General features: G+C 61.0%; 22 protein-coding genes. 16 read left to right on the top strand and 6 right to left on the bottom strand.

Translation table 11 applies throughout. The features are described 5' to 3' along the window. The first annotated feature begins 101 nt into the window (after nt 1–101). Nucleotides 102–593: a SixA phosphatase family protein gene (locus tag BN1124_RS00600; protein WP_042638141.1), complete on the top strand. Its 492-nt coding sequence runs from the start codon at nt 102–104 to the stop codon at nt 591–593. Nucleotides 594–693: 100 nt separating this feature from the next. Beyond that, a complete protein-coding gene (locus BN1124_RS00605; RefSeq protein WP_048822915.1) occupies nt 694–1,506 on the top strand; it encodes a hypothetical protein in 813 nt (270 codons plus the stop codon). A gap of 207 nt (nt 1,507–1,713) precedes the next feature. Here BN1124_RS00605 and BN1124_RS00610 read toward each other — a convergent pair whose 3' ends face one another. Next, the gene (locus BN1124_RS00610) at nt 1,714–1,917 is read right to left on the bottom strand and encodes a hypothetical protein (protein WP_042638144.1); all 204 of its coding nucleotides are present in this window, start codon (nt 1,915–1,917) and stop codon (nt 1,714–1,716) included. Nucleotides 1,918–2,147: 230 nt separating this feature from the next. On the opposite strand from BN1124_RS00610, the gene BN1124_RS00615 reads away from it, so the two are divergent. Both BN1124_RS00615 and BN1124_RS00620 read left to right on the top strand, forming a co-directional pair. Beyond that, nucleotides 2,148–3,005 (top strand): PhzF family phenazine biosynthesis protein, encoded by an 858-nt coding sequence (locus BN1124_RS00615; protein ID WP_042638146.1) that lies wholly within the window; start codon nt 2,148–2,150, stop codon nt 3,003–3,005. Between the two features lie 48 nt (nt 3,006–3,053). Continuing rightward, nucleotides 3,054–4,058, top strand: coding sequence for a Wadjet anti-phage system protein JetD domain-containing protein (locus BN1124_RS00620; protein ID WP_042638148.1), 1,005 nt, complete (start codon nt 3,054–3,056; stop codon nt 4,056–4,058). Between the two features lie 76 nt (nt 4,059–4,134). On the opposite strand, the gene BN1124_RS00625 is transcribed toward BN1124_RS00620, so the two are convergent. Further along, complete coding sequence (locus BN1124_RS00625) at nt 4,135–4,770, bottom strand: LysE family translocator (RefSeq protein ID WP_042638150.1); 636 nt, start codon at nt 4,768–4,770, stop codon at nt 4,135–4,137. Nucleotides 4,771–5,529: 759 nt separating this feature from the next. On the opposite strand from BN1124_RS00625, the gene BN1124_RS20440 reads away from it, so the two are divergent. After that, nucleotides 5,530–6,795, top strand: coding sequence for a sensor domain-containing diguanylate cyclase (locus BN1124_RS20440; protein WP_197066147.1), 1,266 nt, complete (start codon nt 5,530–5,532; stop codon nt 6,793–6,795). A gap of 89 nt (nt 6,796–6,884) precedes the next feature. Here BN1124_RS20440 and BN1124_RS00635 read toward each other — a convergent pair whose 3' ends face one another. After that, entirely contained in the window at nt 6,885–7,463 is a 579-nt protein-coding gene (locus tag BN1124_RS00635) for a PhnA domain-containing protein (RefSeq protein WP_042638152.1), read from the bottom strand. Nucleotides 7,464–7,637: 174 nt separating this feature from the next. On the opposite strand from BN1124_RS00635, the gene BN1124_RS00640 reads away from it, so the two are divergent. The 7 genes from BN1124_RS00640 (at nt 7,638) to BN1124_RS00670 (ending at nt 13,105) form a co-directional block, all read left to right on the top strand. Continuing rightward, the gene (locus BN1124_RS00640; protein ID WP_042638154.1) at nt 7,638–8,858 is read left to right on the top strand and encodes a methyltransferase; all 1,221 of its coding nucleotides are present in this window, start codon (nt 7,638–7,640) and stop codon (nt 8,856–8,858) included. 325 nt (nt 8,859–9,183) lie between these two features. Then, nucleotides 9,184–10,629, top strand: a complete 1,446-nt coding sequence (locus BN1124_RS00645; RefSeq protein ID WP_082041386.1) for a chitinase — start codon at nt 9,184–9,186, stop codon at nt 10,627–10,629. 338 nt (nt 10,630–10,967) lie between these two features. Further along, nucleotides 10,968–11,126 carry a hypothetical protein gene (locus tag BN1124_RS00650; protein ID WP_156127962.1) on the top strand — a complete coding sequence of 53 codons (159 nt, stop codon included), beginning with the start codon at nt 10,968–10,970 and terminating at the stop codon, nt 11,124–11,126. 89 nt (nt 11,127–11,215) lie between these two features. Continuing rightward, entirely contained in the window at nt 11,216–11,581 is a 366-nt protein-coding gene (locus tag BN1124_RS00655; protein ID WP_042638156.1) for a VOC family protein, read from the top strand. Between the two features lie 217 nt (nt 11,582–11,798). Continuing rightward, nucleotides 11,799–12,197 (top strand): GFA family protein, encoded by a 399-nt coding sequence (locus BN1124_RS00660; protein WP_042638157.1) that lies wholly within the window; start codon nt 11,799–11,801, stop codon nt 12,195–12,197. Between the two features lie 58 nt (nt 12,198–12,255). Next, nucleotides 12,256–12,465: a DUF4287 domain-containing protein gene (locus BN1124_RS00665; protein WP_042638158.1), complete on the top strand. Its 210-nt coding sequence runs from the start codon at nt 12,256–12,258 to the stop codon at nt 12,463–12,465. A 34-nt stretch (nt 12,466–12,499) separates the two neighbouring features. Further along, nucleotides 12,500–13,105, top strand: coding sequence for a histidine phosphatase family protein (locus BN1124_RS00670; protein ID WP_042638159.1), 606 nt, complete (start codon nt 12,500–12,502; stop codon nt 13,103–13,105). 208 nt (nt 13,106–13,313) lie between these two features. Here BN1124_RS00670 and smrB read toward each other — a convergent pair whose 3' ends face one another. Further along, a complete protein-coding gene (gene smrB, locus BN1124_RS00675; protein ID WP_042638160.1) occupies nt 13,314–13,838 on the bottom strand; it encodes an endonuclease SmrB in 525 nt (174 codons plus the stop codon). Between the two features lie 66 nt (nt 13,839–13,904). Between smrB and prmB the strand changes: the two genes are divergently transcribed. Together prmB and aroC are read left to right on the top strand one after the other, a co-directional pair. Next, nucleotides 13,905–14,840 carry a 50S ribosomal protein L3 N(5)-glutamine methyltransferase gene (gene prmB, locus BN1124_RS00680; RefSeq protein ID WP_042638935.1) on the top strand — a complete coding sequence of 312 codons (936 nt, stop codon included), beginning with the start codon at nt 13,905–13,907 and terminating at the stop codon, nt 14,838–14,840. Between the two features lie 15 nt (nt 14,841–14,855). Then, a complete protein-coding gene (gene aroC / locus BN1124_RS00685; protein WP_042638161.1) occupies nt 14,856–15,944 on the top strand; it encodes a chorismate synthase in 1,089 nt (362 codons plus the stop codon). Between the two features lie 91 nt (nt 15,945–16,035). Here the strand turns inward: aroC and BN1124_RS00690 are convergent, their stop codons facing one another. After that, a complete protein-coding gene (locus BN1124_RS00690; protein ID WP_042638162.1) occupies nt 16,036–16,866 on the bottom strand; it encodes a substrate-binding periplasmic protein in 831 nt (276 codons plus the stop codon). Between the two features lie 323 nt (nt 16,867–17,189). Between BN1124_RS00690 and BN1124_RS00695 the strand changes: the two genes are divergently transcribed. Beyond that, entirely contained in the window at nt 17,190–18,584 is a 1,395-nt protein-coding gene (locus tag BN1124_RS00695) for a DEAD/DEAH box helicase (protein WP_042638163.1), read from the top strand. 231 nt (nt 18,585–18,815) lie between these two features. Here the strand turns inward: BN1124_RS00695 and BN1124_RS00700 are convergent, their stop codons facing one another. Next, nucleotides 18,816–19,250 (bottom strand): DoxX family protein, encoded by a 435-nt coding sequence (locus tag BN1124_RS00700; protein ID WP_042638164.1) that lies wholly within the window; start codon nt 19,248–19,250, stop codon nt 18,816–18,818. 806 nt (nt 19,251–20,056) lie between these two features. Here BN1124_RS00700 and BN1124_RS00705 point away from each other — a divergent pair. Beyond that, nucleotides 20,057–21,496 carry a ShlB/FhaC/HecB family hemolysin secretion/activation protein gene (locus tag BN1124_RS00705; protein ID WP_197066148.1) on the top strand — a complete coding sequence of 480 codons (1,440 nt, stop codon included), beginning with the start codon at nt 20,057–20,059 and terminating at the stop codon, nt 21,494–21,496. The last annotated feature ends 10 nt before the right edge of the window (nt 21,497–21,506 follow it).

Raw genomic sequence — 21,506 nt, forward strand, 5'->3', positions numbered from 1 at the left:
CCGGCTGTCCGCTATTCTCTGGCATAACAGGATAGGGGATGAGCCATATCATCGGCAGATGGAGGGCCAGATGCCGATAGATGGTTGCCGCGGGAGGGCCCATGAAGAGAACGCTATTGCTGGTTCGTCATGCCAAGTCCAGTTGGGATGAGGTGGCCCTGCCGGACAGGGAGCGCCCCCTGGCCGAACGTGGCAAGCGTGATGCCCCAATGATGGGCGAGCGTCTGGCGCGGGATGGGGTGAAGCCGGATCTGATCCTGTCGAGCCCCGCGCGCCGGGCCCTGTCGACGGCGAGGCTCATCGCCGCGGCCCTCGACTATCAGGCCGGGGATATCCTCGTCGACGACAGGCTCTATGCCTGCGATACCAAGACCCTGCTGGGGGTGATCGCCGAACTCGGTGGCGATTTGAAGCGCGTGATGATCGTCGGCCACAACCCCGAGTTCACCGAGCTGGCGCATCGATTTTCTCGCGAGATAACCCGAATGCCGACCTGCGCCGTGGCACAATTCACCTTCGATGGCGCGCCCTGGTCGGCCATCGCCGGGGTCAAGCCGGTGAGCACCTCGCTCGATTATCCGAAGAAGAAGTAGCGAAGCGCATCCTGCTTCAGGTAGGGTACCCCGCCTGACGGCGGCATTGGCCCGCCGTCGCAAGATCTTCTCTCGAACTGGCGGTAAGGACGGATATCTGATGAGACTCAAAGCGCTGATCACAGGGGTGGTGATCGCCGTGATCCCGGTTATCGGCGAGGCGGCCGACTGGCGCTACGCGGTCGGTGTGCATGATTTCAATGTGCCGGATGTGGACTCTCACACCTATGGGCTCAACGCTAGCCTGTCGGTGGATGAGCGAACCCAGAGCGATCTGCACCTGTTCGGCTCGGTCGATCTCTTCGTGGACAATGACAAGGACCACCTGGACCCGGATCACGTGCCCATCTGGTGGCAGCTTCATGCCGGTGCGGATGGCGACGTCTGGCGCGATGATCGGCTGCGCCTCGGTTGGACGACGGATCTCAACACCCGAATGAACACGGTCAGCTCGGTGGAGCGGCAGATGACCGCCCTGGCGGCCATGACCGCGGGCTACGACGGCGACATATTTCAATACTCACTGGAGGCGGGGCCAGGTTGGTTCTTCCTGGAGATAGATGATGATGCCCCCAGGGAGCGCGGTTACGATCGGGAGGGTTTGCGCAATACCACTCTGGCTTATGCGCTCACCAACAAGGCCGCACTCAAGCTGGGGAATGACTGGGCCCTCTCCGGCCTGGCCCGGCGCTGGTGGGATGGTCATCAGACCCTGGAGAGCCAATACAGGGCGGAGCTGAGAGGGAACATCGATCATTGGTTGGGATGGGATCCGGCCAAGCATACCCAACTGGTGCTTGGCGCCGATGTCTACCACTACAATCTCGCGCCCTATAACGAGCCCAATCTGCCACCCGTGGTGGGCTGGGATAACGACCTGCTGGTCAGCTTGTCGCTGGAAACTCGGTGGTAAATCAGCGGTATTTTCTGGCTATAGGTAAATTGGCGATATCTTGCGCTGCATTTAGTGTTTTTATCGGTGTTGTTAGCTTGTGCGGTCGCTTCTTTTTAGCGAATATCACTGCTTCTACATGGCTATTCTGCCAGCTCCCATGATCGTGGGATAGGAGCGACCCGCAATTAGCCCTCGTCTGGCCAGCTTCGCAGGCGGTAACGGGACCTAGCTCTGGGTCCGCCTCATCCCGGTATTGAGGTAGAGGCTGCTGTGGTGCGTGCTGTGACTCACGAACATCACCTGATGGCGGCTCTGATCGGACAAGATGATGATGTCGCCGGCATTGGCGGGGCAGTTGAGCACGATCTCGTGTTCGGGGGCGGCCAGCTGATCGGCCTGATCCTTGAAATCCAGCGTGTATGAATACATATGGCACTCCACAACAGGCTCATATACAGACACATTTCCCCAACTCTAGCCGCCGGCGGCTGGATCTGCGGCGCTCGTTCGACACTGGGGGGCCACTTAATTTAGGCTATGAGCCGGGCGAGCCTCCCCGCTGGCATAAAGGGGGGAGCAGGATAAGTACAGAGTGCCATCCCCGACAAAGGTGGACGGGCATGAACGGATTTTTCGACAGCGAATGACAAGGAGTCGTGATGACGGAACGGGTAGCTGAATTGGTGCGGATCGCCGCCTTTGCCGACGGCCTGCAAGGGGGCAACCCCGCCGGGGTTTGGCTGGGGGCCAGCCTGCCTGAGGCGGACGAGATGCAGCGCATCGCCGCCGAGGTGGGATTCTCGGAGACGGCGTTCGCCGCCCCGCAGCACTCAGCCGAAGGGCGTGAGTGGCGGGTGCGTTACTTCTCCCCCGAGGCGGAGGTACCTTTCTGTGGCCACGCCACCATAGCTCTCGGTGTCGCCTTGGCGCGGCACAGCGGGGAGGGGGAGTATGAACTGCAGCTCAATCAGGCCAGGATCCGGGTCTCCGGTTGGCAGGATGGGGCTGGCCAATGGCAGGCAGCGTTGCACTCTCCGCCGACCCGCAGCCAGTCAGCTTCACCCGAGCAGGTAGCGGCCGCGCTCGCGCTGTTTGGCTACACCCAGGCGGATCTGGATCCCCGCATTCCCCCCGCGCTTATTCATGGGGGCGCCGATCACCTGGTGCTGGCCTTGCACAGCCGCGCGGCCCTCGCTGCCATGCACTACGAGCTGGCCCAGGGGCGCGCCCTGATGCAGGCGCAAGGCTGGGTCACCGTCTTGCTGGTGCATGCGGCGGGGGAGCGGCATTTTCATAGCCGCAACCCCTTTGCCTATGGCGGCGTCTATGAAGATCCGGCCACCGGCGCCGCCACCGCGGCTTTCGCGGGCTATCTGCGGGATATCCACTGGCCCCATGGCGGTGCCATCGACATCCAGCAGGGGGAAGACATGGGCATGCCCTCGCGCCTGCATGCCGAGATCCCGGACGAGCCCGGCAGCGGGATCCGGGTCTCAGGTCAGGCACGGCTGATGTGAACAGCAAGGAGCACCATGTCTTAATAACGCCGTCCAGGAGGGATGCCGATGGCATTTTTTGAACGTGCCGATATTCGTGCATTGAGCGAGCGCTTGCTGGCACTGGAGGAGGGGCAGGGGATCCCGCTCACCAGCCGGGCCGGGCAGGAGTTGCATGCCATGCTGAGTGCGGTCGATGGCATCCGGCCCGTGGGGCGTGGCGCCGCGCGTCTGTTGACCGAGCGGGGCCGCCTGTTTCTGACCTCCAGACTCAAGGAGGCCAGTGATGAGCCAGCCTGGTCGGGGGAGAGGGTATTGGCGGCGCTGGCGGGGCATCTTCCCCATCACATCAATGGGGCGACCTTGAGCGGCCTCTGGTCGCGGGACTGCAAGGCCAAACTATCCCCTGCCCAGCTAGCGCGGGCCGACGAGCTGGGGATCCGGGTGTATGGGGATGAGGTGCTGCGGATCCGCTGTGGTTCATCCCTCTCCCTGCTGTGGCAGGATGGCCGCTGCTATTGTGCCGATGAGGGGTTTCAGATGTTGGGGGAGCTGGCTTTGCCGGAGCGGGCCCTTGACAGGCTGCGAGGCATCGAGTGGCAAGGGCGGCAGATAGTGACGGTGGAGAACAAGGGCGCCTTCGTGGATTACCCGTTGCAGCCTGACGAGTTGCTGCTCTATGTGCCGGGCCGCAATACCACCCTCGCCAAGCAGGTGATCCCGCTATTGCCGGCGGCTACCCCCTGGGCTCATTTTGGCGATCTGGATCAACGCGGGCTGGATATCGCCGCCGAGCTCGCCAACGCCATGGCCCGCCCGTTGGCACTCTGGTTGCCGGAGCATCTCATGGAGTATGTTCACCACTATGCTCGCGGCTTGCGGCGCCTGTCGGATGGGCAACAGAGCCGCCGTGGGAAAATCCCCTGGCGAGGCCACCTCGGGACAGCCCAGGAAAACGATATGCTGACCAGGGCCTTGGCACAGCTGGTCGCGAGCAAGACCTGGCTGGAGCAGGAGGTGATGGTGACCGCCAGACGCTGGCGGTCGTGGCCGCTGGGTGACCTGCCCGAGTGATGACCCAAAAAAGAACCGCCTGCAGGCGGTTCTTTTTTGTGCCGATCTTGTCAGCGTCTCGGTAGGGCGCCCTCGCTCAGGGCCGACCACTTAACAGGATGGCGCCACCGAGTGTGATGAAGAGCCCGCCGGTGATGCGGCTAAACAGGCGCTGGCTGCGCGCCGGCCGGAAGTAGCTGCCGGCACGTCTGGCCAGGGCCACATAGCTCAGGTGCACCAGGCTGACGATGACGCAGATGGTGAGGTACATGGTGACGAACTGGAGCGACAGCGCACTCTGGTGATCGAGAAACTGGGGCAGGAGGGCACAGAGGAAGATGATGGTCTTGGGATTGCTGGCCGAGACCAGGAAGGCCTCTTGCAAGAAGGAGCGGTTGCTCCTGGTGCTGACGCGTGATCCCGCCGGAGTCGTCTCCTGATTGCCCCCCTTGGCGGCGCGCAGCGCCTTGTAGCCGAGATAGATGAGGTAACCGCCCCCCGCCAGCTTGAGGGCGATAAACAGGGGCGGCAGTGTCTGCAGCAAGGCGCCCACCCCCATGGCAACCAGACAGATGAGGATCGCCTGACAGGCCAGGTTGCTCGCGATGCTGAGCAGGGTGGCGCGCCAACCGTGTTGCAGACCATTTTTAACGACCAGCAGCACATTGGGGCCCGGGGTCAGGGTGGCCAGCAGATAGGCCAGAAAGAACAGCATCCATGTGTTCAGATCCATGATGTTTACACTCCAATGGGAAAGCCGGTTGGCGATGAGGGTTTTCATGCGAAAAAACCATGATGCCAGCGCGCCGGGGGGCGAGTCCAGCGGGGCGTTGGTATCTGGCTCAATGCCCTTGCGAAGCCGGATCATGGCGAAGCGCCTGCAGCCAAGGGAGGGAGCATTCGATTAACTGATGCATAAAAAAACCGCCCTCAGGCGGTTTTTGTCATCATGCCGGCCCTTATTTCAGGGCTTTCTTCAGCTTCTTGATCTTGCTCTCATGCTTGGCAATCTTCGCCTTGCTGGACTCGATCTTCTTCTTGACGTCTTTCTTGGATGCTTTGGCCATATGAGTTCTTCCTTAAATAGAGGGCAGCGGGCTGCACCTGGTGTGTCTTTCCATCGACTGCAGACTGATGGCAAGGGTGACTTGTCGTCTTGCTGTGGCTGAATACACAACGGCAATCTGTGCTGGCGGGCGCGTTCTGCCGCGCTCGTGGGCCAATGCAGTAGGGCGTTCCCTTGGATACAAGGCTGATGATCCCCCATCTGCAGGCCGGCTAACCTGCCGCCAGCGTCTCTACAAGCTAGTGTTATTTATCCACAAAGCAAGCAAAAGCTGAGCAATGGGGCGTCTCTATGTTGTGCACATCCTGCCGGATGGCAGCGTTCAACGGGAGGAGTGCAGGCGGTTACCCGTCGATCAATATTGACGCCCATATCAATACTGTGGATATACTGACGCGGTATTTTTCAAGAGTCAACGCCGTACTCATGTCTGTGTCTGTCGCATTACCCCAACTGCAAGCGATGATCCGCGATCTGAAAGCGGGTCGCTTCGAGGTCAGGCATCCCCCGCTCGATGAGAGTGTGGGACTCGCCCCTCTCATCCTGGATCTCAACGAGTTGGCGGATAGCCTGGATCGGCGTTTTCGCGAGCTGCATCGATTGCAGGAGATATCGGCCGAGGTGAACAAGGGGGTCTTCATCGAAGATACCCTCAGCCTCATCTACGACACCTTTGCCGAGTTCATCCCCTACGATCGCATCGGCTACGCCCTGCTCTGCGACGATGGCACCAGGGTGCGTTCCCTCTGGTCCCGGAGCCGCATCAACCGGATAGCGCACCTCAAGGATGGCTATCGTGCCAACCTGGCGGGGAGCAGTCTTGCCCGGGTGCTGGAGACGGGAAAGCCCAGGATCATCAACGATCTGGAAGCTTATCTTGTGGAGTATCCCCAGTCCGTATCCACCCAGCTGGTACTGCGGGAGGGGGTACGCTCCAGCCTGACCTGCCCGTTGCAGGTGGATGGCAAGGGCATAGGTTTTCTGTTCTTCTCCAGCGCCAGCAAACACACCTATCAGAAGCTGCATCAGGAGGTGTTTGTCTACCTGGCGCACCTGGTCTCCTCCATCGTCGAGAAGGCGCAGCTCTATCGGCAGGTGCATGAACTCAATGTCCAGCTGGAAGAGGCGCTGGCCCGGCTCAAGGAGCAATCCTGCCGGGATGCCTTGACCGGGGCCCTCACTCGCGGGGCGCTCATGGAGCGCTTCACCCAGCAGATGCAGTCGGCAGAGCGCCAGGGCGAGCCGCTCTGCCTCATCATGCTGGATCTCGATCACTTCAAGCAGGTCAATGACCATCACGGTCATCCCGCCGGGGATCATGTGCTGCAACAGTTGGTGCGGACCCTGGCGAGTGAGCTCAGGGAGAGCGACAGGCTGGGGCGCTATGGTGGGGAAGAGTTCATCTTGCTGCTGGAGCAGACCAGGCTGGCGGAGGGAGTCAAGATAGCCGAGCGGCTGAGGGCCAGGGTCGCCGCCATGCGAATTGAGCAGGGGGGACGGTCCATCCCGGTCACCATCAGCGTCGGGTTGAGCTGCGCCGCGTTTGGCGAGAGGAGAGGTGAGAAAACGGGGGAAAGGGCAGGGGAAAGCGATCCCTGGCCTTCCTGCGCCGAGCTGCTGGAGCGGGCCGATCGGGCGCTCTATCGGGCAAAGCAGAGCGGTCGCAACCGGGTTTGCGTCAACGAGGCCTGAGCCGGGTGGTGAAGGGCGGCCCTGTGATCCAGGGCCAGCAATATAAAAGAAGCGCCCCTGGGGGCGCTTCTGGCATCAATCGACGGTGATCAGGCCTTTTTCAGGTAGGCCGCGACCAGCACTATCTGCACGCCGTTGACCTTGCCCTCGATGTGCAGCGGGTTGTTGGTCAGGCGGATGCCCTTGACCAGGGTGCCGCGCTTGGCGGTGAAGCCGCCGCCCTTGACGTCCAGATCCTTGATCAGGGTCACCGAATCCCCTTCCTGCAGCACGGCGCCGTTGGAGTCGACGGTCGGCACGCTGTCATCATCGTCGCGGGCCGCGCCAGCCTCGGCCCAGGCCTTGGTCTCTTCTTCCATGTACATCATGTCCAGCATGTCCTGGGCCCAGAGCTCGCCACGGGCGGACAGGTTTTTAAGCTGGCGCCACGCCATCACCTGCACCGCAGGGACCTGGCTCCACATGCTGTCACCCAGGCAGCGCCAGTGGTTGGCGACCAGGGTATCAGGCTGCTCCAGCTGACCACGACAGGTGGCACAGAGCGCCACGCTGTGATCGTCGTCGCTGGCGGGGGAGTGGGGCACCGGGAAGGCAGTCAGGACGTGTTCTGCTCCACAGAGTTCACACTTGGCGCCCGCGCGCGCTTGCAGGATGGCATTGATGGTCATGTTTTGATTCCGTTTATAAGGGGAAAACGGCCCGCCGGGGCGCACCGTGCTAGCAAGGGGGCGGAATATAGCACAAATCCATGTGCTTTGTCAGGCTACCCCCTGCCCCCTGGGTTGCTTGCCCGTTTTCATGAACGCGGCGCCATGGGTGCTTTTTGATGAGGGATCGCTAGAATGAGCCTCCTTTTGGATATGCAGGACAAGACCGCCGTGCTGGCCCATCGATTTCAACAACTGGACCGCTTGCTGACCGACACCCGGCGCTGGTGGCAGTACCAGCCTTATCATCACCTCGGCCTCGCCTTTGCCGATGAGGCTCCCGAACTGGCGGCCCGCCTCAACGGCCTGAGCCTCGGGGAAGTCATGGCGCTCGATGCCGACATGGGGGCGCTCTGCACCCTGCTTGCCCCCTGGATCCCGGCAGGCCAAGCGCTGCACGCCCTGAGCGAGCTGGATGTCTTCCAGCCCGAACCCATTGCCTGCACCAAGGGGATGGCGATGTACATGCCGGGGCGCAAGCAGGCGCAGATAGAGGCCTTCACCGGCTGCTTGCCACCCCATGACGGGCCCTATCTGGAGTGGTGCGCCGGCAAGGGGCACCTGGGGCGGCTGGTCTCCTTGCAGCGCGGCGCCGAGGTCATCAGCCTGGAGTTGCAAGGCGCGCTGTGCGAAGAAGGGCGCCTGCTGGCGGCGCGGGACGGCGCTCCCATGCAGTTTATCGAGGCCGATGCCTTCGCCCCCGCGTCGGGCCAGCTCATCGCCCGGGATCACCACGCCATGGCGCTGCATGCCTGCGGCGAGCTGCATACCCATTTGCTGGAGCGGGTGGCTGAGCAGGGGGCGAGCGGCGTGACCATCTCCCCCTGCTGTTATCACCTCATTCGCGGCGATCAGTATCGGCCCCTGTCAGAGGCCGCCGCTGCCAGCACCCTGCGCCTTGGCAAGAGCGATCTCAAGCTGCCGCTGCAGGAGACGGTGACCGGCGGCGCCCGCATCGCCCGCCTGCGGGAGCAAGAGGTGGTGTGGCGCCTCGCCTTTGACTGCCTGCAGCGCCAGGTGCGCGGGGTGGATGAATACCTGCCGGTGCCCAATATGCAAAAGAGCCTGCTGACCGGCGGCTTCGAGGCATTCTGTGGCTGGGCGGCCGAGCGCAAGGGCATCCCTCTGCCCGCAGGGCTCGATTATGCGAGCTTCCTGGCGCGAGGTGAGCAGCGCTACGGCGACGTCGCCCGCATGGAGCTGGTACGCCACCTGTTTCGCCGTCCGCTGGAGATCTGGCTGGCGCTGGATCGCGCACTCTTCCTGCAAGAGCGGGGCTATTCGGTGGAAGTGGGGGAGTTTTGCGACAAACCCATGACGCCGCGTAACATCCTGATCCGGGCGGTGCGCGCCTGATCTTCACCAGATGGGCGCCTAACAGCGCCGCCGGTGGCTGATCCGCCCCTGTACTACACGAGCAAAGATGCTGCAGGGGGAGGCATCCCTTCTGCCGCGTTATTTTCACGACGTTTCAACGAGAGCGCCCCTGTTGTTTCGGCTCGCTCACCACCTTATTAGTCTTGCAACGATAAAAATAGGGATGTTCGCCGCCCTCTATTCCACGACACCGCAGAGTGAAATGGCTCACAACTTCGCCATATTCTTAATTCTCGTCGTGAATTTAGTAATTAAAGCGCCTATGCTCGGCCTGAACATTATAACGAGACAAGGATTGCTACCCATGTTCCAACCCAAGCCCTGTGCCTGGCTGGTTGCGGCACTTTGCGCATCTCCAGCTTATGCCGCCATGAATATCCAGCCAGACCCACAAAATAGCGGTGGTTATGTGATTGCCGCCTCCGATATCAGCGCCGTTGAAAAAGCCAAGACCGCCAATCCCATGTATGCGGTCTGGTCAAAGGCATTGGCCACTCGCCCCAATACCATAGTGGATGCCATAGTGCCGAGGCTGGCCAGCAATCCGGATAACGTCAAACGGGTCGAGCGGGTATTTACCGAGTCGGATTGGGACTTTCTCACCCAGATGGCGGCGCCAGAATATACCTACGAGCGTTTCTTGCGGGCGGTAGGGAAATTCCCGGCATTTTGTGGTGAATATACCGATGGCCGTGACTCAGACGCCATCTGCAAGAAATCCATCGTGACGGCCTTTGCGCACTTTGCCCAGGAAACCGGCGGCCATATCAGTAAAAATAACAGCTCGGATAATCCCCTGGGACTGGAAGAGTGGCAGCAGGCGCTGGTGCACGTGCGCGAGATGGGCTGGTCGGAAGGGCAGACCGGATATACCACTGGCTGTGGCCAGAATGACTGGCAAAACAAGAAATGGCCTTGCGCCACCGGCCAGGGTTATTTTGGCCGCGGGGCGAAACAGCTCTCCTATCACTTCAACTACGGCGCCTTCTCCGAGGCCATGTTCGCGGGGGATGCCTCGGTATTGCTGAACGATCCCGGTCGGGTCGCCGACTCCTGGCTGAATCTGGCCTCGGCCATCTGGTTCTTCCTGACCCCACAGGCCCCCAAGCCCGCCATGTTGCACGTGATTGACCGCACCTGGGTACCCTCCCAGCGCGAGATTGCCGCCGGTATCGGCTACGGCTTTGGCACCACCATCAACGTCATCAACGGCGGTATCGAGTGCGGCGAGCAGAATAAGGACAAGGGCCAGCCGGTCAACCGCATCCGTTATTGGGAAGGGTTGGCGGCCCATTACCAGATCCCCATCCAGGCGGATGAGAAAAATACCTGCTGGCAACAGACCCCCTATGGCAGCCTGAATTTGAACGGCGCCACCGACGTGCTTTATACCAACTGGGATGGCAACTGGAAATATTACGCCGACAGACCCGGTGGTTATTCCTTCGAATGCGAGCTGGTGGGTTTTCAGACCGCCTATTCGGCGCTGGTGCCGGGGGATTATGAGAAGTGCGTGACCAACACCTATGGCTCTCATGCCAGCTGGCCCAAGGTCCGAATTGTCGCGAAACTGGATCCGGCACCGGTTGATCCCACCAATCCACCGGTTGGGGATATTTCCGCTTGGGTAAGCAGCAAGGTTTATACGGCCGGCAATAAAGTCAGCCACAAGGGCGTTATTTATCAGGCCAAGTGGTGGACGCAAGGGGACGATCCCGTCAAGGGTGGTCCCTGGGCTCCGGCCTCCTGATAAATAATATGGATGCCGGGCGGCATGATAGGTCAGCCTGGCATAAGAAGAGCAGCCGATAATGGGGGAGGCGAGCCGCCTCCCTTTATTGACGGGGGTAAAGACAATATGGGGAGTTGATTTATTACCAGGGTTGCTTTATTGATGACCGCTATCTTATCCAGCCCGTGCTCAATATGTTCTTCTCTCCCCTGCGTATCTGCCCCGTTTGCCAACAACGACTATTTCCGCTCAAGGCGTTCCTTATCAGCCCCAGGCTTAAATTTCACTGTAAAGGGTGTGACTCCCGGCTGGAGATGTATGAGGTGCGCCATCATCCGATCATTAATGGAGTGCTGATGGTCGGCTTCTTTATGGTGGTGTCACGAGAACACGATAACCTGTTGAGCCTGGCGTTTGGCATCAAGGCGACCCCCATCTTGCTGCTGATGAGCTATGTCCGGTTAAAAACCAGTGCCCTGAGAGTACCGCTGGAGGCACCCAAGCAGGGGCTGTAAAAGGCAGATCGGTGGGCCGCATAATCGTCCATCACCCGCGTGGGCCTCTTGGCGGTGTGCCTGGCGGCAATACACAAAAGGAAGTTGTCATGAATATCGCCATCCATTTTGAAATTCCGGTGCGGGATCTCGGGCGGGCCACCGCCTTCTACGAGCGGGTGTTCGAGTTGACTCTGGAGCGGGTCAGCATCGACGGCAACGAGATGGCGCTGTTTCCCCTCGATGAAGAGGCGCCCGGCTGCTCCGGGGCCCTGGCCATGGGAGAGAGCTATGTGCCGAGCCTGGACGGCACTCGCATCTATCTGCGGGTGGCCGAGATCGAGCGGGTGATGGCCCGGGCGCTCGAGGCGGGGGCAGGGGAGCTCTACCCGGTGACCCAAGTGAGCGAGCAGATCCGGGTGGCCGAGTTTCAGGACTCCGAGGGCAATCGCATCGCCTTGCAGGAGATGCGCTGAGCATTATTCGTACTGTGCATGCCAGATGAAATCTCATTCACCGGATTGATAGAGATGGCTCAATCTCGAGCAATACGGCCTGTTACAAGGCGCTGCAGGAGGAATTGACCACAAGATGGTCAGTTGTCGGCCTGTGCTTTGCGTGCTAATCCTCTGTGGCGACCGCGAGTAGAGGGTGGCTCAGCTCGCACAGTTCCCCAAGGTTCAAGGAGGCATCATGGAAGGTCATTGTCTGTGTGGCGGTATCAGCGTTTTAACCGGCGAGCATAAAGAGGTCAACCTGTGCCACTGCGCCATGTGCCGGCGCTGGTCCGGCGGTCCCATGTTTGCGGTGCACGGTGGCAAGGATGTGCGCTTCACCGGGATCACACCGGCGGCCTATCGCTCGTCCGACTGGGCGGAGCGCGGCTTCTGCCCGACCTGCGGCACCCACCTCTTCTATCACCTGCTGCCGAGCGATGAGTACATACTGCCCGCCGGCCTGTTCCAGGATCAGGCATTCGAGCTTGCCAGCCAGATCTTTATCGACGAGAAGCCCGATTTTTATGAGCTCAAAAACGATACCCCGACCCTGACCGGCCAGCAGGTGTTCGAGCAGTTCGCCCCCAAGCCCTAAAAGCATCGAATTATGCCCGCATCGCAAAGCGCGGGCGCAGCGACCCAAGGAGAGCGTCATGGATGAACAACCCAAGGTGAAGGGGCCCGCCTCTTATTTCCCCTCCATCGAGCAGAAATACGGCGAGCCCATCGCCCACTGGCTGAGTCTCTTGGCAAACCAAGAAGAGAAGAAACATATGGCGCTGGTGGCCTGGCTAAAAGAGGAGCACGGCATGGGCCACGGCCATGCCAACGCCCTGGTAGCCCACTTCTTGGCGCAGGGTTAGCGCGGCCTGCACCGTCGATAAACGAGGAGAACGGATGGAACTGGTGGTGATCCGCCATGGGGAGACCCAGGCCAATGCCGAGAACCGCTATCTCGGCGCGCTGGACATTGGCCTTAACGACAAGGGACGGGAACAGGTATCTGAGCTGGCGCAGGGGCTCGCGAGGGAGGCACCGTTTACGCGGCTGCTGTCCTCTCACTTGTTGCGGGCGAGGCAGAGTGCCGAGCAAATTTCCTGCACCTTGGCGCTGCCTATTCAGCTCATCCCGGCCTTTCGTGAACGGCAGGTGGGGCTGTTTGAGGGGCTGACACAAGGAGAGGCGCGGGAGCGCTACCCCGAGCTGTGGGCACGCAACATCACCCGGCGCTGGGCCGAGGCGCCCCCCGGTGGAGAATCCCTGGACGCCGTGGTAGCCAGGGTGTCCCAAGGATTGACCGACTTGGTGCATGAGCATGAGCATGAGGGGGAGCGGGTATTGCTGGTGGCTCACGGGGTGGTGGCCAAGGTGATCCGGGCCCTCACCTGCGCGGGGTTTGCCGATTTCTTCGAGTGGCAACTGCATAACGGCGGCAGGCTGGTGGTCAATCTTGCTTCTGTTCCGTCTCCGATACGATTCAGTCGTCCCGATGGACAGGATTAGCCCTGTTTGACTAACACATCGACGCCCGAGAAGGAGCCCCATAAAGGCCCAATACGATGTGTTGGTCGAGTTGGCAGGCTCTTCTTGCCGGATCAGCTGGCAACAGAGCTATGCAGAGCCACACCTCGGCAAAGTCCAAGGGAATAGATGAAAAGCGCGCCCAAGGGCGCGCTTTTTTGATCTGAGGCTGTCGTATTCTGCCGTCGGCTTACTCTTCGATATCCAGCAGCACCAGGATGGCGCTGTCGCCGCCCCACTCGCGGGGGGCCTGGTGGAAGGCGCGGACATTGGGGTGCTGGGCCAGCCAGCTCGGGATCCGCTGCTTGAGGATGTGTTTGCCGATGCCGTGCATCACAGAGGCAATGTGGATGTTCTCTTTCTGGCACAGGCTGAGCAAGGCGGCCAATTCTTGTTTGGCCTGCTGCTGGGTCATGCCGTGCAAGTCCAGATAGATCTCCGGCGGATAGATGCCGCGCTTGAGCTTTTTAAGCTCGAATTTTGACACGTCTTCGCGCACGTAACGGGTCGGGCCATCCTCCTCCAGATGAGGCTGATACTCATCGCTGAAAAAGTGGTCTACCCCAAGCTTTTCGCGGCTCTCGCGCAGTTCGCGTTTCTGCTTGACCGGGCGCAACTCGGCCCTTATGGTATCTTGCTTTATTTTCCGGGTACCTTTGGCCGCATCGCGAAACAGCAGGCTTTCCTCGTCTGTGGGTGAGGGCGTTTTTTTCATCAGGTACTCGTCTTGCTCGCTATATAAGAATGCTCGGGCCGGATATTACTCGACTTGGAGGTGGATTTGGACAAGATATTTATCGATGAGGTGGTTGCCGAGATGCACACCATCCAGGACATGTTGCGCTGGGCCATGAGTCGTTTCAACGACGCCGGGATCTTCTACGGACATGGCACCGACAACGCCTGGGATGAGGCCGTGCAACTGGTGCTGCCCGCGTTACATCTGCCCCCTGACGTGGATCCGGGCATGCGCCACTCCCGTCTGACCACCAGTGAGCGTCACCGCATCGCCGAGCTCATCATCCGCCGGGTGCAGGAGCGGGTGCCTGCCGCCTACCTGACCAACAAGGCCTGGTACGCCGGTTGGGAGTTCTACGTGGACGAGCGGGTGCTCATTCCGCGCTCTCCCATCGCCGAGATGGTGGCCAACCGCTTCGAGCCGTTCTTGAAGCACGAGCCGACCCGGATCATGGACTTGTGCACCGGCTCCGGTTGCATCGCCATCATCATGGCCCATGAATTCCCCCACGCGGAAGTGGATGCCATCGACATCAGCGTCGATGCCCTGAACGTGGCCGAGCGCAACATCAGCGATCACGGCCTCGAGCAGCAGGTGATCCCCATCCGCTCCGACCTGATGCGCGACCTGCCGGCCGGTGACCAGTACGATCTCATCGTCTCCAACCCGCCTTACGTGGACTCCGAGGACATGTCGGATCTGCCGGACGAGTTCCGTCACGAGCCCGAGCTCGCGCTGGCTTCCGGCTCCGATGGCCTCAAGCTCACCAAGCGCCTGCTGGCCAACGCCGCCGATTTCCTGAAAGAGGACGGCGTGCTGGTGGTCGAGGTAGGCAACAGCATGATCCACCTGGAAGCCCAGTTCCCCGAAGTGCCCTTTACCTGGGTCGAGTTCGAGAACGGTGGCCACGGCGTGTTCGTGATGACCAAGGCCGAACTCGAGCAGTACCAGCCCCATTTCGCGATCTACAAGAGCTAAGAGCAAGGAGCACCCATGGCAGGGAACAGTTTTGGCCAACTCTTTCGGGTCACCACCTTCGGCGAGAGCCACGGCTTGGCCCTCGGCGCCGTGGTCGACGGCTGCCCGCCCGGGCTGGAGATAAGCGAGGCGGATCTGCAAATCGATCTGGACCGTCGCAAGCCCGGCACCTCCCGCTACACCACCCAGCGCCGCGAGGCGGACGAGGTGAAGATCTTGGCCGGGGTGTTCGAGGGCCGCACCACCGGCACCTCCATCGGCCTGATGATCGAAAACCAGGATCAGCGCTCCAAGGATTACTCCGACATCAAGGACCTGTTCCGCCCGGGCCACGCCGATTACACCTACCACCAGAAATACGGTCAGCGTGACTACCGTGGCGGCGGCCGCTCCTCGGCGCGGGAAACCGCCATGCGGGTCGCGGCGGGGGCCATCGCCAAGAAGTATCTCAAGCAGATGCACGGCATCGAGATCGTCGGTTTCCTCTCCCAGCTCGGTCCCATCAAGGCCGAGGCGTTTGACGCCGCGCAGATCGAGCAAAACCCTTTCTTCTTCCCGGATGCGGGCAAGCTGGAGGCTCTCGACGAATACATGCGGGCGCTCAAGAAAGAGGGCAACAGCATAGGCGCCAAGGTGCAGGTCATCGCGCGCAACGTGCCTGTGGGTCTGGGTGAGCCTGTGTTCGACCGCCTCGACGCCGACATCGCCCACGCTATGATGGGCATCAATGCGGTCAAGGGCGTCGAGATCGGCGACGGTTTTGGGGTGGTGGAGCAAAAGGGTTCCGAGCATCGCGACGAGATGACCCCGACCGGCTTTGCCAGCAACCATGCGGGTGGCATCCTCGGCGGCATCTCCTCCGGGCAGGACATAGTGGTGAGCATGGCGCTCAAGCCGACCTCCAGCATCACTGTGCCGGGCAAGACCATCAATACCAGCGGTGAGGCCACCGAGATGATCACCAAGGGTCGCCACGATCCCTGTGTCGGCATCCGCGCCGTGCCCATCGCCGAGGCCATGCTGGCCCTGGTGCTGATGGATCACCTGCTGCGCCACCGCGCCCAGAACATGGGCGTGTTGACCCATACGCCTCAGCTGCGCTGATCGGCGCGCCGGGCAACCGGCTGATCATCGATGCAATCAAAAGGCGGCCATTTGGCCGCCTTTTTTGTCATGGGAAATGTCTGGCCGGCGCTCAGGCGCCCGCAGGCGCCTTGGCATGGGGGAAGCGGGTGTTGTCGAACCGACAGCGCGGCGGCGCGAACGCCGGCTCTGGGGCGGGCAGGGCCGCGATGGCCTCGTTGACCCGCTGGAGCTCGGCATCGCTCAGGGTCTTGCTGGCAAACATCAGGCTGACCGGTTGCTGGTGCATCAGCAGCTGGCACCGGGTCTGCTTGTCCGCCCCCAGCTGCGCCAGCCGATACTGGGCATGTTGCCACTCCATGATGACGCCATCGAGACGGCGCGCCAGCAATAGCGAGATCAGCTTGTCATCCGAATTGTATTCGGTGGCCTGCTTGAGGGCGGGGCAGGCCTCGGTGAGCGGGGTCGGGCGGGTGCCGCGCAGCTTGCCAAGGCGCAGCTCGCTTCGCTGGCAGATGTCGGCGAGGCTCTCGATCCCTTGCCAGCGATCGGGTGCCCCCGCCACCGGTTGCTGGCTCAGCAGCACGAAGCTGGCGCGCCGGTAGGGGGCTGAGAAGCGGGCGAACTGGCGCCGCTCCGGGGTATCGAGCGCCCCCATGGCGACATCCAGCTGCTGCCGCTCGATGAGGTGCAGGGCCCGGGCCCAGGGCAGGCTGCGAAAATGAAAGCCCAGCCCCGCCTCCTTCAGGATCTGGCGCGTCAGGGTGACATCCAGGCCGGTCAGCTGGTTTTGCTCATCGAGCTGGCTGAAGGGGGGCCAAGGGTTCCAGGCCACCGAGAGATCCGCCGGGGCGGCCTGTGATGGCTGGCTCAGGCCCAGCATCAGCAGCAGGCAGCCGCCTTGCAGCCTGCGCCTGATGGAACCCGGTTCGCGTCTTGTCATGCCTGTGAGCCTCCTTGCGCCCTGATGACAGGAGAATATACCCATCTAGCACCGGTTTGGCATCAGCGGCCGCCTGAACGGGGGCCATTTCTACGCGTCGCCGAGGCCGCCAGGATTTTTTCCCGCCGTGCTGGGAGGAGGGTCACATTTTTCTCGTGTAACAGGGCCAACTCCGATAGACTGCGCCTCTATTCTTTCCCCTTTGCTCTGCTCCCCGGGGAAATCGTTGTTTTCTCAATAGGCCCGGATCCTGTGAGATGGCATCGGCTCAGCAGAGGAGCCCCACCACAAATCCCCGGCGCCACTATCCCTAGCAGGTAACTATGAGTTTTTCTTCCCTCGGTCTGGCCGAACCCTTGTTGCGTGCCGTTGCCGAGCAAGGCTACGACACCCCGTCTCCCATTCAGCTGCAAGCGATCCCCGCCGTACTGGCTGGCCGCGACCTGATGGCGGCGGCCCAAACCGGGACCGGCAAGACCGCAGGCTTTACCCTGCCGATGCTGCAACGTCTGATGGAGAGCAAGCGCAAGGTTTCTCCGAACCGCATTCGCGCCCTGGTGCTGACCCCGACGCGTGAGCTGGCCGCCCAGGTGGGCGAGAGCGTGCGCAACTACGGCAAACATCTGCCGATGCGCAGCCACGTGGTCTTCGGTGGCGTCAGCATCAACCCGCAGATGATGGCGACCCGCCGTGGTCTGGACGTGCTGGTGGCTTGTCCCGGTCGCCTGATGGATCTCTACAACCAGAACGCCGTGCGTTTTGATGAAGTGGAAATCTTGGTGCTGGACGAAGCGGACCGCATGCTCGACATGGGCTTCATCCGTGACATCCGCAAGATCCTGGCCCTGATGCCGAAACAGCGTCAGAACCTGCTGTTCTCCGCCACCTTTGCCGATGAAATTCGCGAGCTGGCCACCGGCCTGCTCAACAACCCGGCGGTGATCGAAGTGGCCCCGCGCAACAGCACCGCCGAGCGTATCGAGCAGCTGGTGCACCCTTGCGACAAGGCCAACAAGATTGCCCTGCTGAGCCATCTGGTCACCAGCAACGACTGGCAGCAGGTACTGGTGTTCACCCGCACCAAGCACATGGCCAACCGTGTTGCCGAGACCCTCGACAAGAACGGCGTCAGCGCCGCCGCCATCCACGGCAACAAGAGCCAGGGTGCCCGTACCCGCGCCCTTGCCGGTTTCAAGGAAGGTAGCGTCAAGGTGCTGGTTGCGACCGACATCGCCGCCCGCGGTCTGGACATCGACAAGTTGCCGCAAGTGGTCAACTTCGAGCTGCCCAACGTGGCGGAAGACTATGTGCACCGCATCGGCCGTACCGGTCGTGCCGGCGCCGCCGGTCACGCCATCTCCCTGGTCGCCGCCGATGAAGGCAAGCTGATCAAGGCCATCGAGCGTCTGACCAAGCAGAACATCCCCTGCGAGCAGGTGGCCGGCTTCGAAGCCTCCCGCGAGACCCTGGACAACATCGCCCGTGGCATCGGCGCGCCGCTGCGCAAAGAGCCGCGCGATCCGAGCGAGCAGCGCCGCACTCCGCCGCGCCCGCAAGGTCAGCGTCAGGGCGCAGGTCGCTCCGGCAACAACGGGGGCGGCAATGGCGCCTCCCGCAGCGGTAACGGTGGCAAGCCCCAGGGCGGTCAGCGTCCGGCCGATGGCGCCGGCAAACCGGCCCAGGCCCGTCGTCCCCGCCGCGCCAGCCACAATCAATAAGCCTTAAGCGGGTGAGGTAACCCTCCACGCCGATGCGATTGATACAAAAAGCCCTGCCAATCTGGCAGGGCTTTTTCATATCGGGTATAGCGGGGAGGGGCATAGCCACACCCTTATGGTGCACTGGTATAGCAAGCGACAAGGTGGCGATATGTCTATCTACGCTATGACTTTCAGTTCAAAGTACGTGTTTATTTCAGGTTAAGTAGATATATATCCCGCTCAATGCGCCTATCGCCAGCTTGAGTTGCCGGCAAGGGAGAAGCGTCCGGCCCCGAGCAGCGCCACCGCCAAGGCCCCGATAAAGAAGTAGGCCAGGCTCTCGATGGCCCAGGCCCCGACGGCATCCAGCTGCCAGGTCTTGGCCGTGCCCACCATCAACCAGGCCACCACCATGGTGAACGCCAGCACCAGCGCCGCCGGTCGGGTCAAGACGCCCAGGATGATCAACAGCGGCGCCACGACCTCGCCGATCAGCACCCCATAGGCGATGAAGCCGGGCAGGCCCTTGGCCATCAGCATGGCGCTGATGCCGTCCACCCCGTCGATCAGCTTGTGCAGGCCGTGAAACAGCATCAATCCCCCGACGGCCAATCGTAGCAACAGCTTGCCCATGTCTTCGTGGTGCAGCAGGCGATTGATGTTGTTCAGCAATGTCTCAACCATTTGAAAGTATTCCCTTTACGATCATGTTTATGCCAGCTTCCACTGGGCTCGTTGGTGTCTCGGTCACCTCAACCTGGAGGGGCTCCTCTGACCACCAGACCTCACACCTTACCCTGCAAGAGGTACCATAAAATTGAGAGAAATCAATGAAACGGATCTAATTGATAACTATTCAAGATGAATAAGTTGAGAACGCGGCGCGTTCGGGCAAAACGATGGGGATCGGCTTCACATCATGATGAAATGAGCCTCATCCCTCAGGGTGTGGCTGATGGCATTAGCGAGGTACCTGTCGTGATCCTCTGGCGTTTACTATCGATGAATAGTGCTTCCGATTAGAGGTTGAGCGAGCGAAGCAGGGACTGTTCATTACTGTTTTGAGTAGGACAAACGTATTCCTTACTGTTTGACGAGATCGATATCACATTGATGTGACAAGAGGTGTCGTACCCAATGAAGTCTTCTGTATAATCTGCCCCGTTCAGGTCTTTGCGTGTTCATAAAGAAACCAAATCGAGTTTCTGGTACGCGCCAAGGTGGCACTACAAAACAATAAAAGATTCATCACGATGGGTTGTTGTATCTCACGCATTTGCACGGGCGCAGTTGCGTTGTTCTTGCTATTCGCTCAGGGCGTCAACGCCGCTGGGCCTTTGTCGTCTCCGCTGGATCAAAATGATGTCGAGCAACGCCAGCGCGCTTTGCTCGAGGACGCAGCCCGGCAACGTGATGAGGTGGCGCGCCAGCTTCCTTTATCTGTCCCAACAACACTGAGTGAGGGCGAGGCGAGTGGTCCCTGCTTTACGGTGACCGAGATCCGCCTGGAGGGGAGCTCTGTGCTGGACGCCAGGGCTCAGGCCAATCTCACCACCGCCTACTTGAATACCTGCATGGGGTTATCCCAGATCAATGACCTGATCCGTGCTGTCAGCCAGTGGTATCTGGCAAAGGGCTATATCACCAGTCGGGCTTTCCTGCCGGAGCAGGATCTGGCTGGCGGCATCCTGACGTTGGGGGTGTTAGAGGGACGTGTCGAGGCCATAGTGGTTGAGGGTAAGGCCGATCCCATGACCCAAACCCTGTTCCCCGGTCTGGTGGGGGAGATCCTCAATCTGCGCGATCTGGAGCAGGGGGTGGATCAACTATCTCGGTTGCGTTCGCTCTCTTATCAACTCGATATCCAGCCTGGCCATCAGGCGGGACTCTCCATCGTCAATCTCAAGGGGGCACGAGCATTGTCCCTGCAGGGTAGTCTCGAGTTTGACAATAGCGGCCAGCAGAGCACCGGAGAAGAGCAGGGACGACTGTCGCTGAGTGCCGATAATTTGTTGTCACTAGCCGAGCAATGGACGTTGGGAGCATCGAGCAGCACCGATGGTCGTGTCGCCCACAATGCGGCCAGTTGGCAGGCGGGCCTCAGCCTCCCTTACGGCTATTGGTTATTGGATGCGGGCTACCAATACAGTGAGTACCGCAGCGACGTGCAATCGCGCGGTTTCCTGTTCGAGAGCCGCGGCGACACGCGCACGGCCACCGGCAACCTCACACGAACTCTCTTTCGGGATGGGGAAAGCAAGGTGTCGGCAGTGGCTGGCGTCACTCACCGCCAGAGCCGCAACCTCATCATGGAGCAGTTGCTCGAGAGCAGCAGTTATGAGCTTTCATCCTTACGTCTTGGACTCAATCTGGCGACGCGATTCGATCGCCACTTCTTCACTCTGAATCCTGCCCTGACACTCGGCACCGACTGGTTCGGTGCCGACAGTGACCATGGCAACTCTTCCTTGTTGCCACAGGCACAGTTTGAGAAATGGGGGCTGTTTGGCAGCTACAGCACGGCGGGCGAGCAGTTGGGCTGGTTGTCGACGGGCGCGTTGCAGTGGTCACCGGATGTGCTCTACAGCGTCGAGCGCCTCTCCCTGGGGGGAGAGGCGTCGGTGCGCGGCTTCAAGGAGCAGAGCATCAGCGGTGACAGCGGGGGTTATCTGCGTAACGAAGTGAGCTGGCAGGGGCAATCCCCGGCCTGGCTTGGTCAGTGGCGTACCTGGCTGGCTCTCGACATGGGTCGGGTCGATCTGGGTAACCAGCAAGATACTTGGCGCAATTTGGTGGGGGCTGCCGTTGGCTGGGAGCAGCGCTACCGCCATGCCACCGCCAATATCAGCATCGGGCTGCCTGTCAGTGCGCCCGACTGGCTCAATCCCGACCCCTGGGTACTGTATTACCGCGCCAGCGTCACGTTTTAAGGAATGATCC

Source organism: Aeromonas eucrenophila (assembly GCF_000819865.1).
GTDB classification, from domain to species: domain Bacteria; phylum Pseudomonadota; class Gammaproteobacteria; order Enterobacterales; family Aeromonadaceae; genus Aeromonas; species Aeromonas eucrenophila.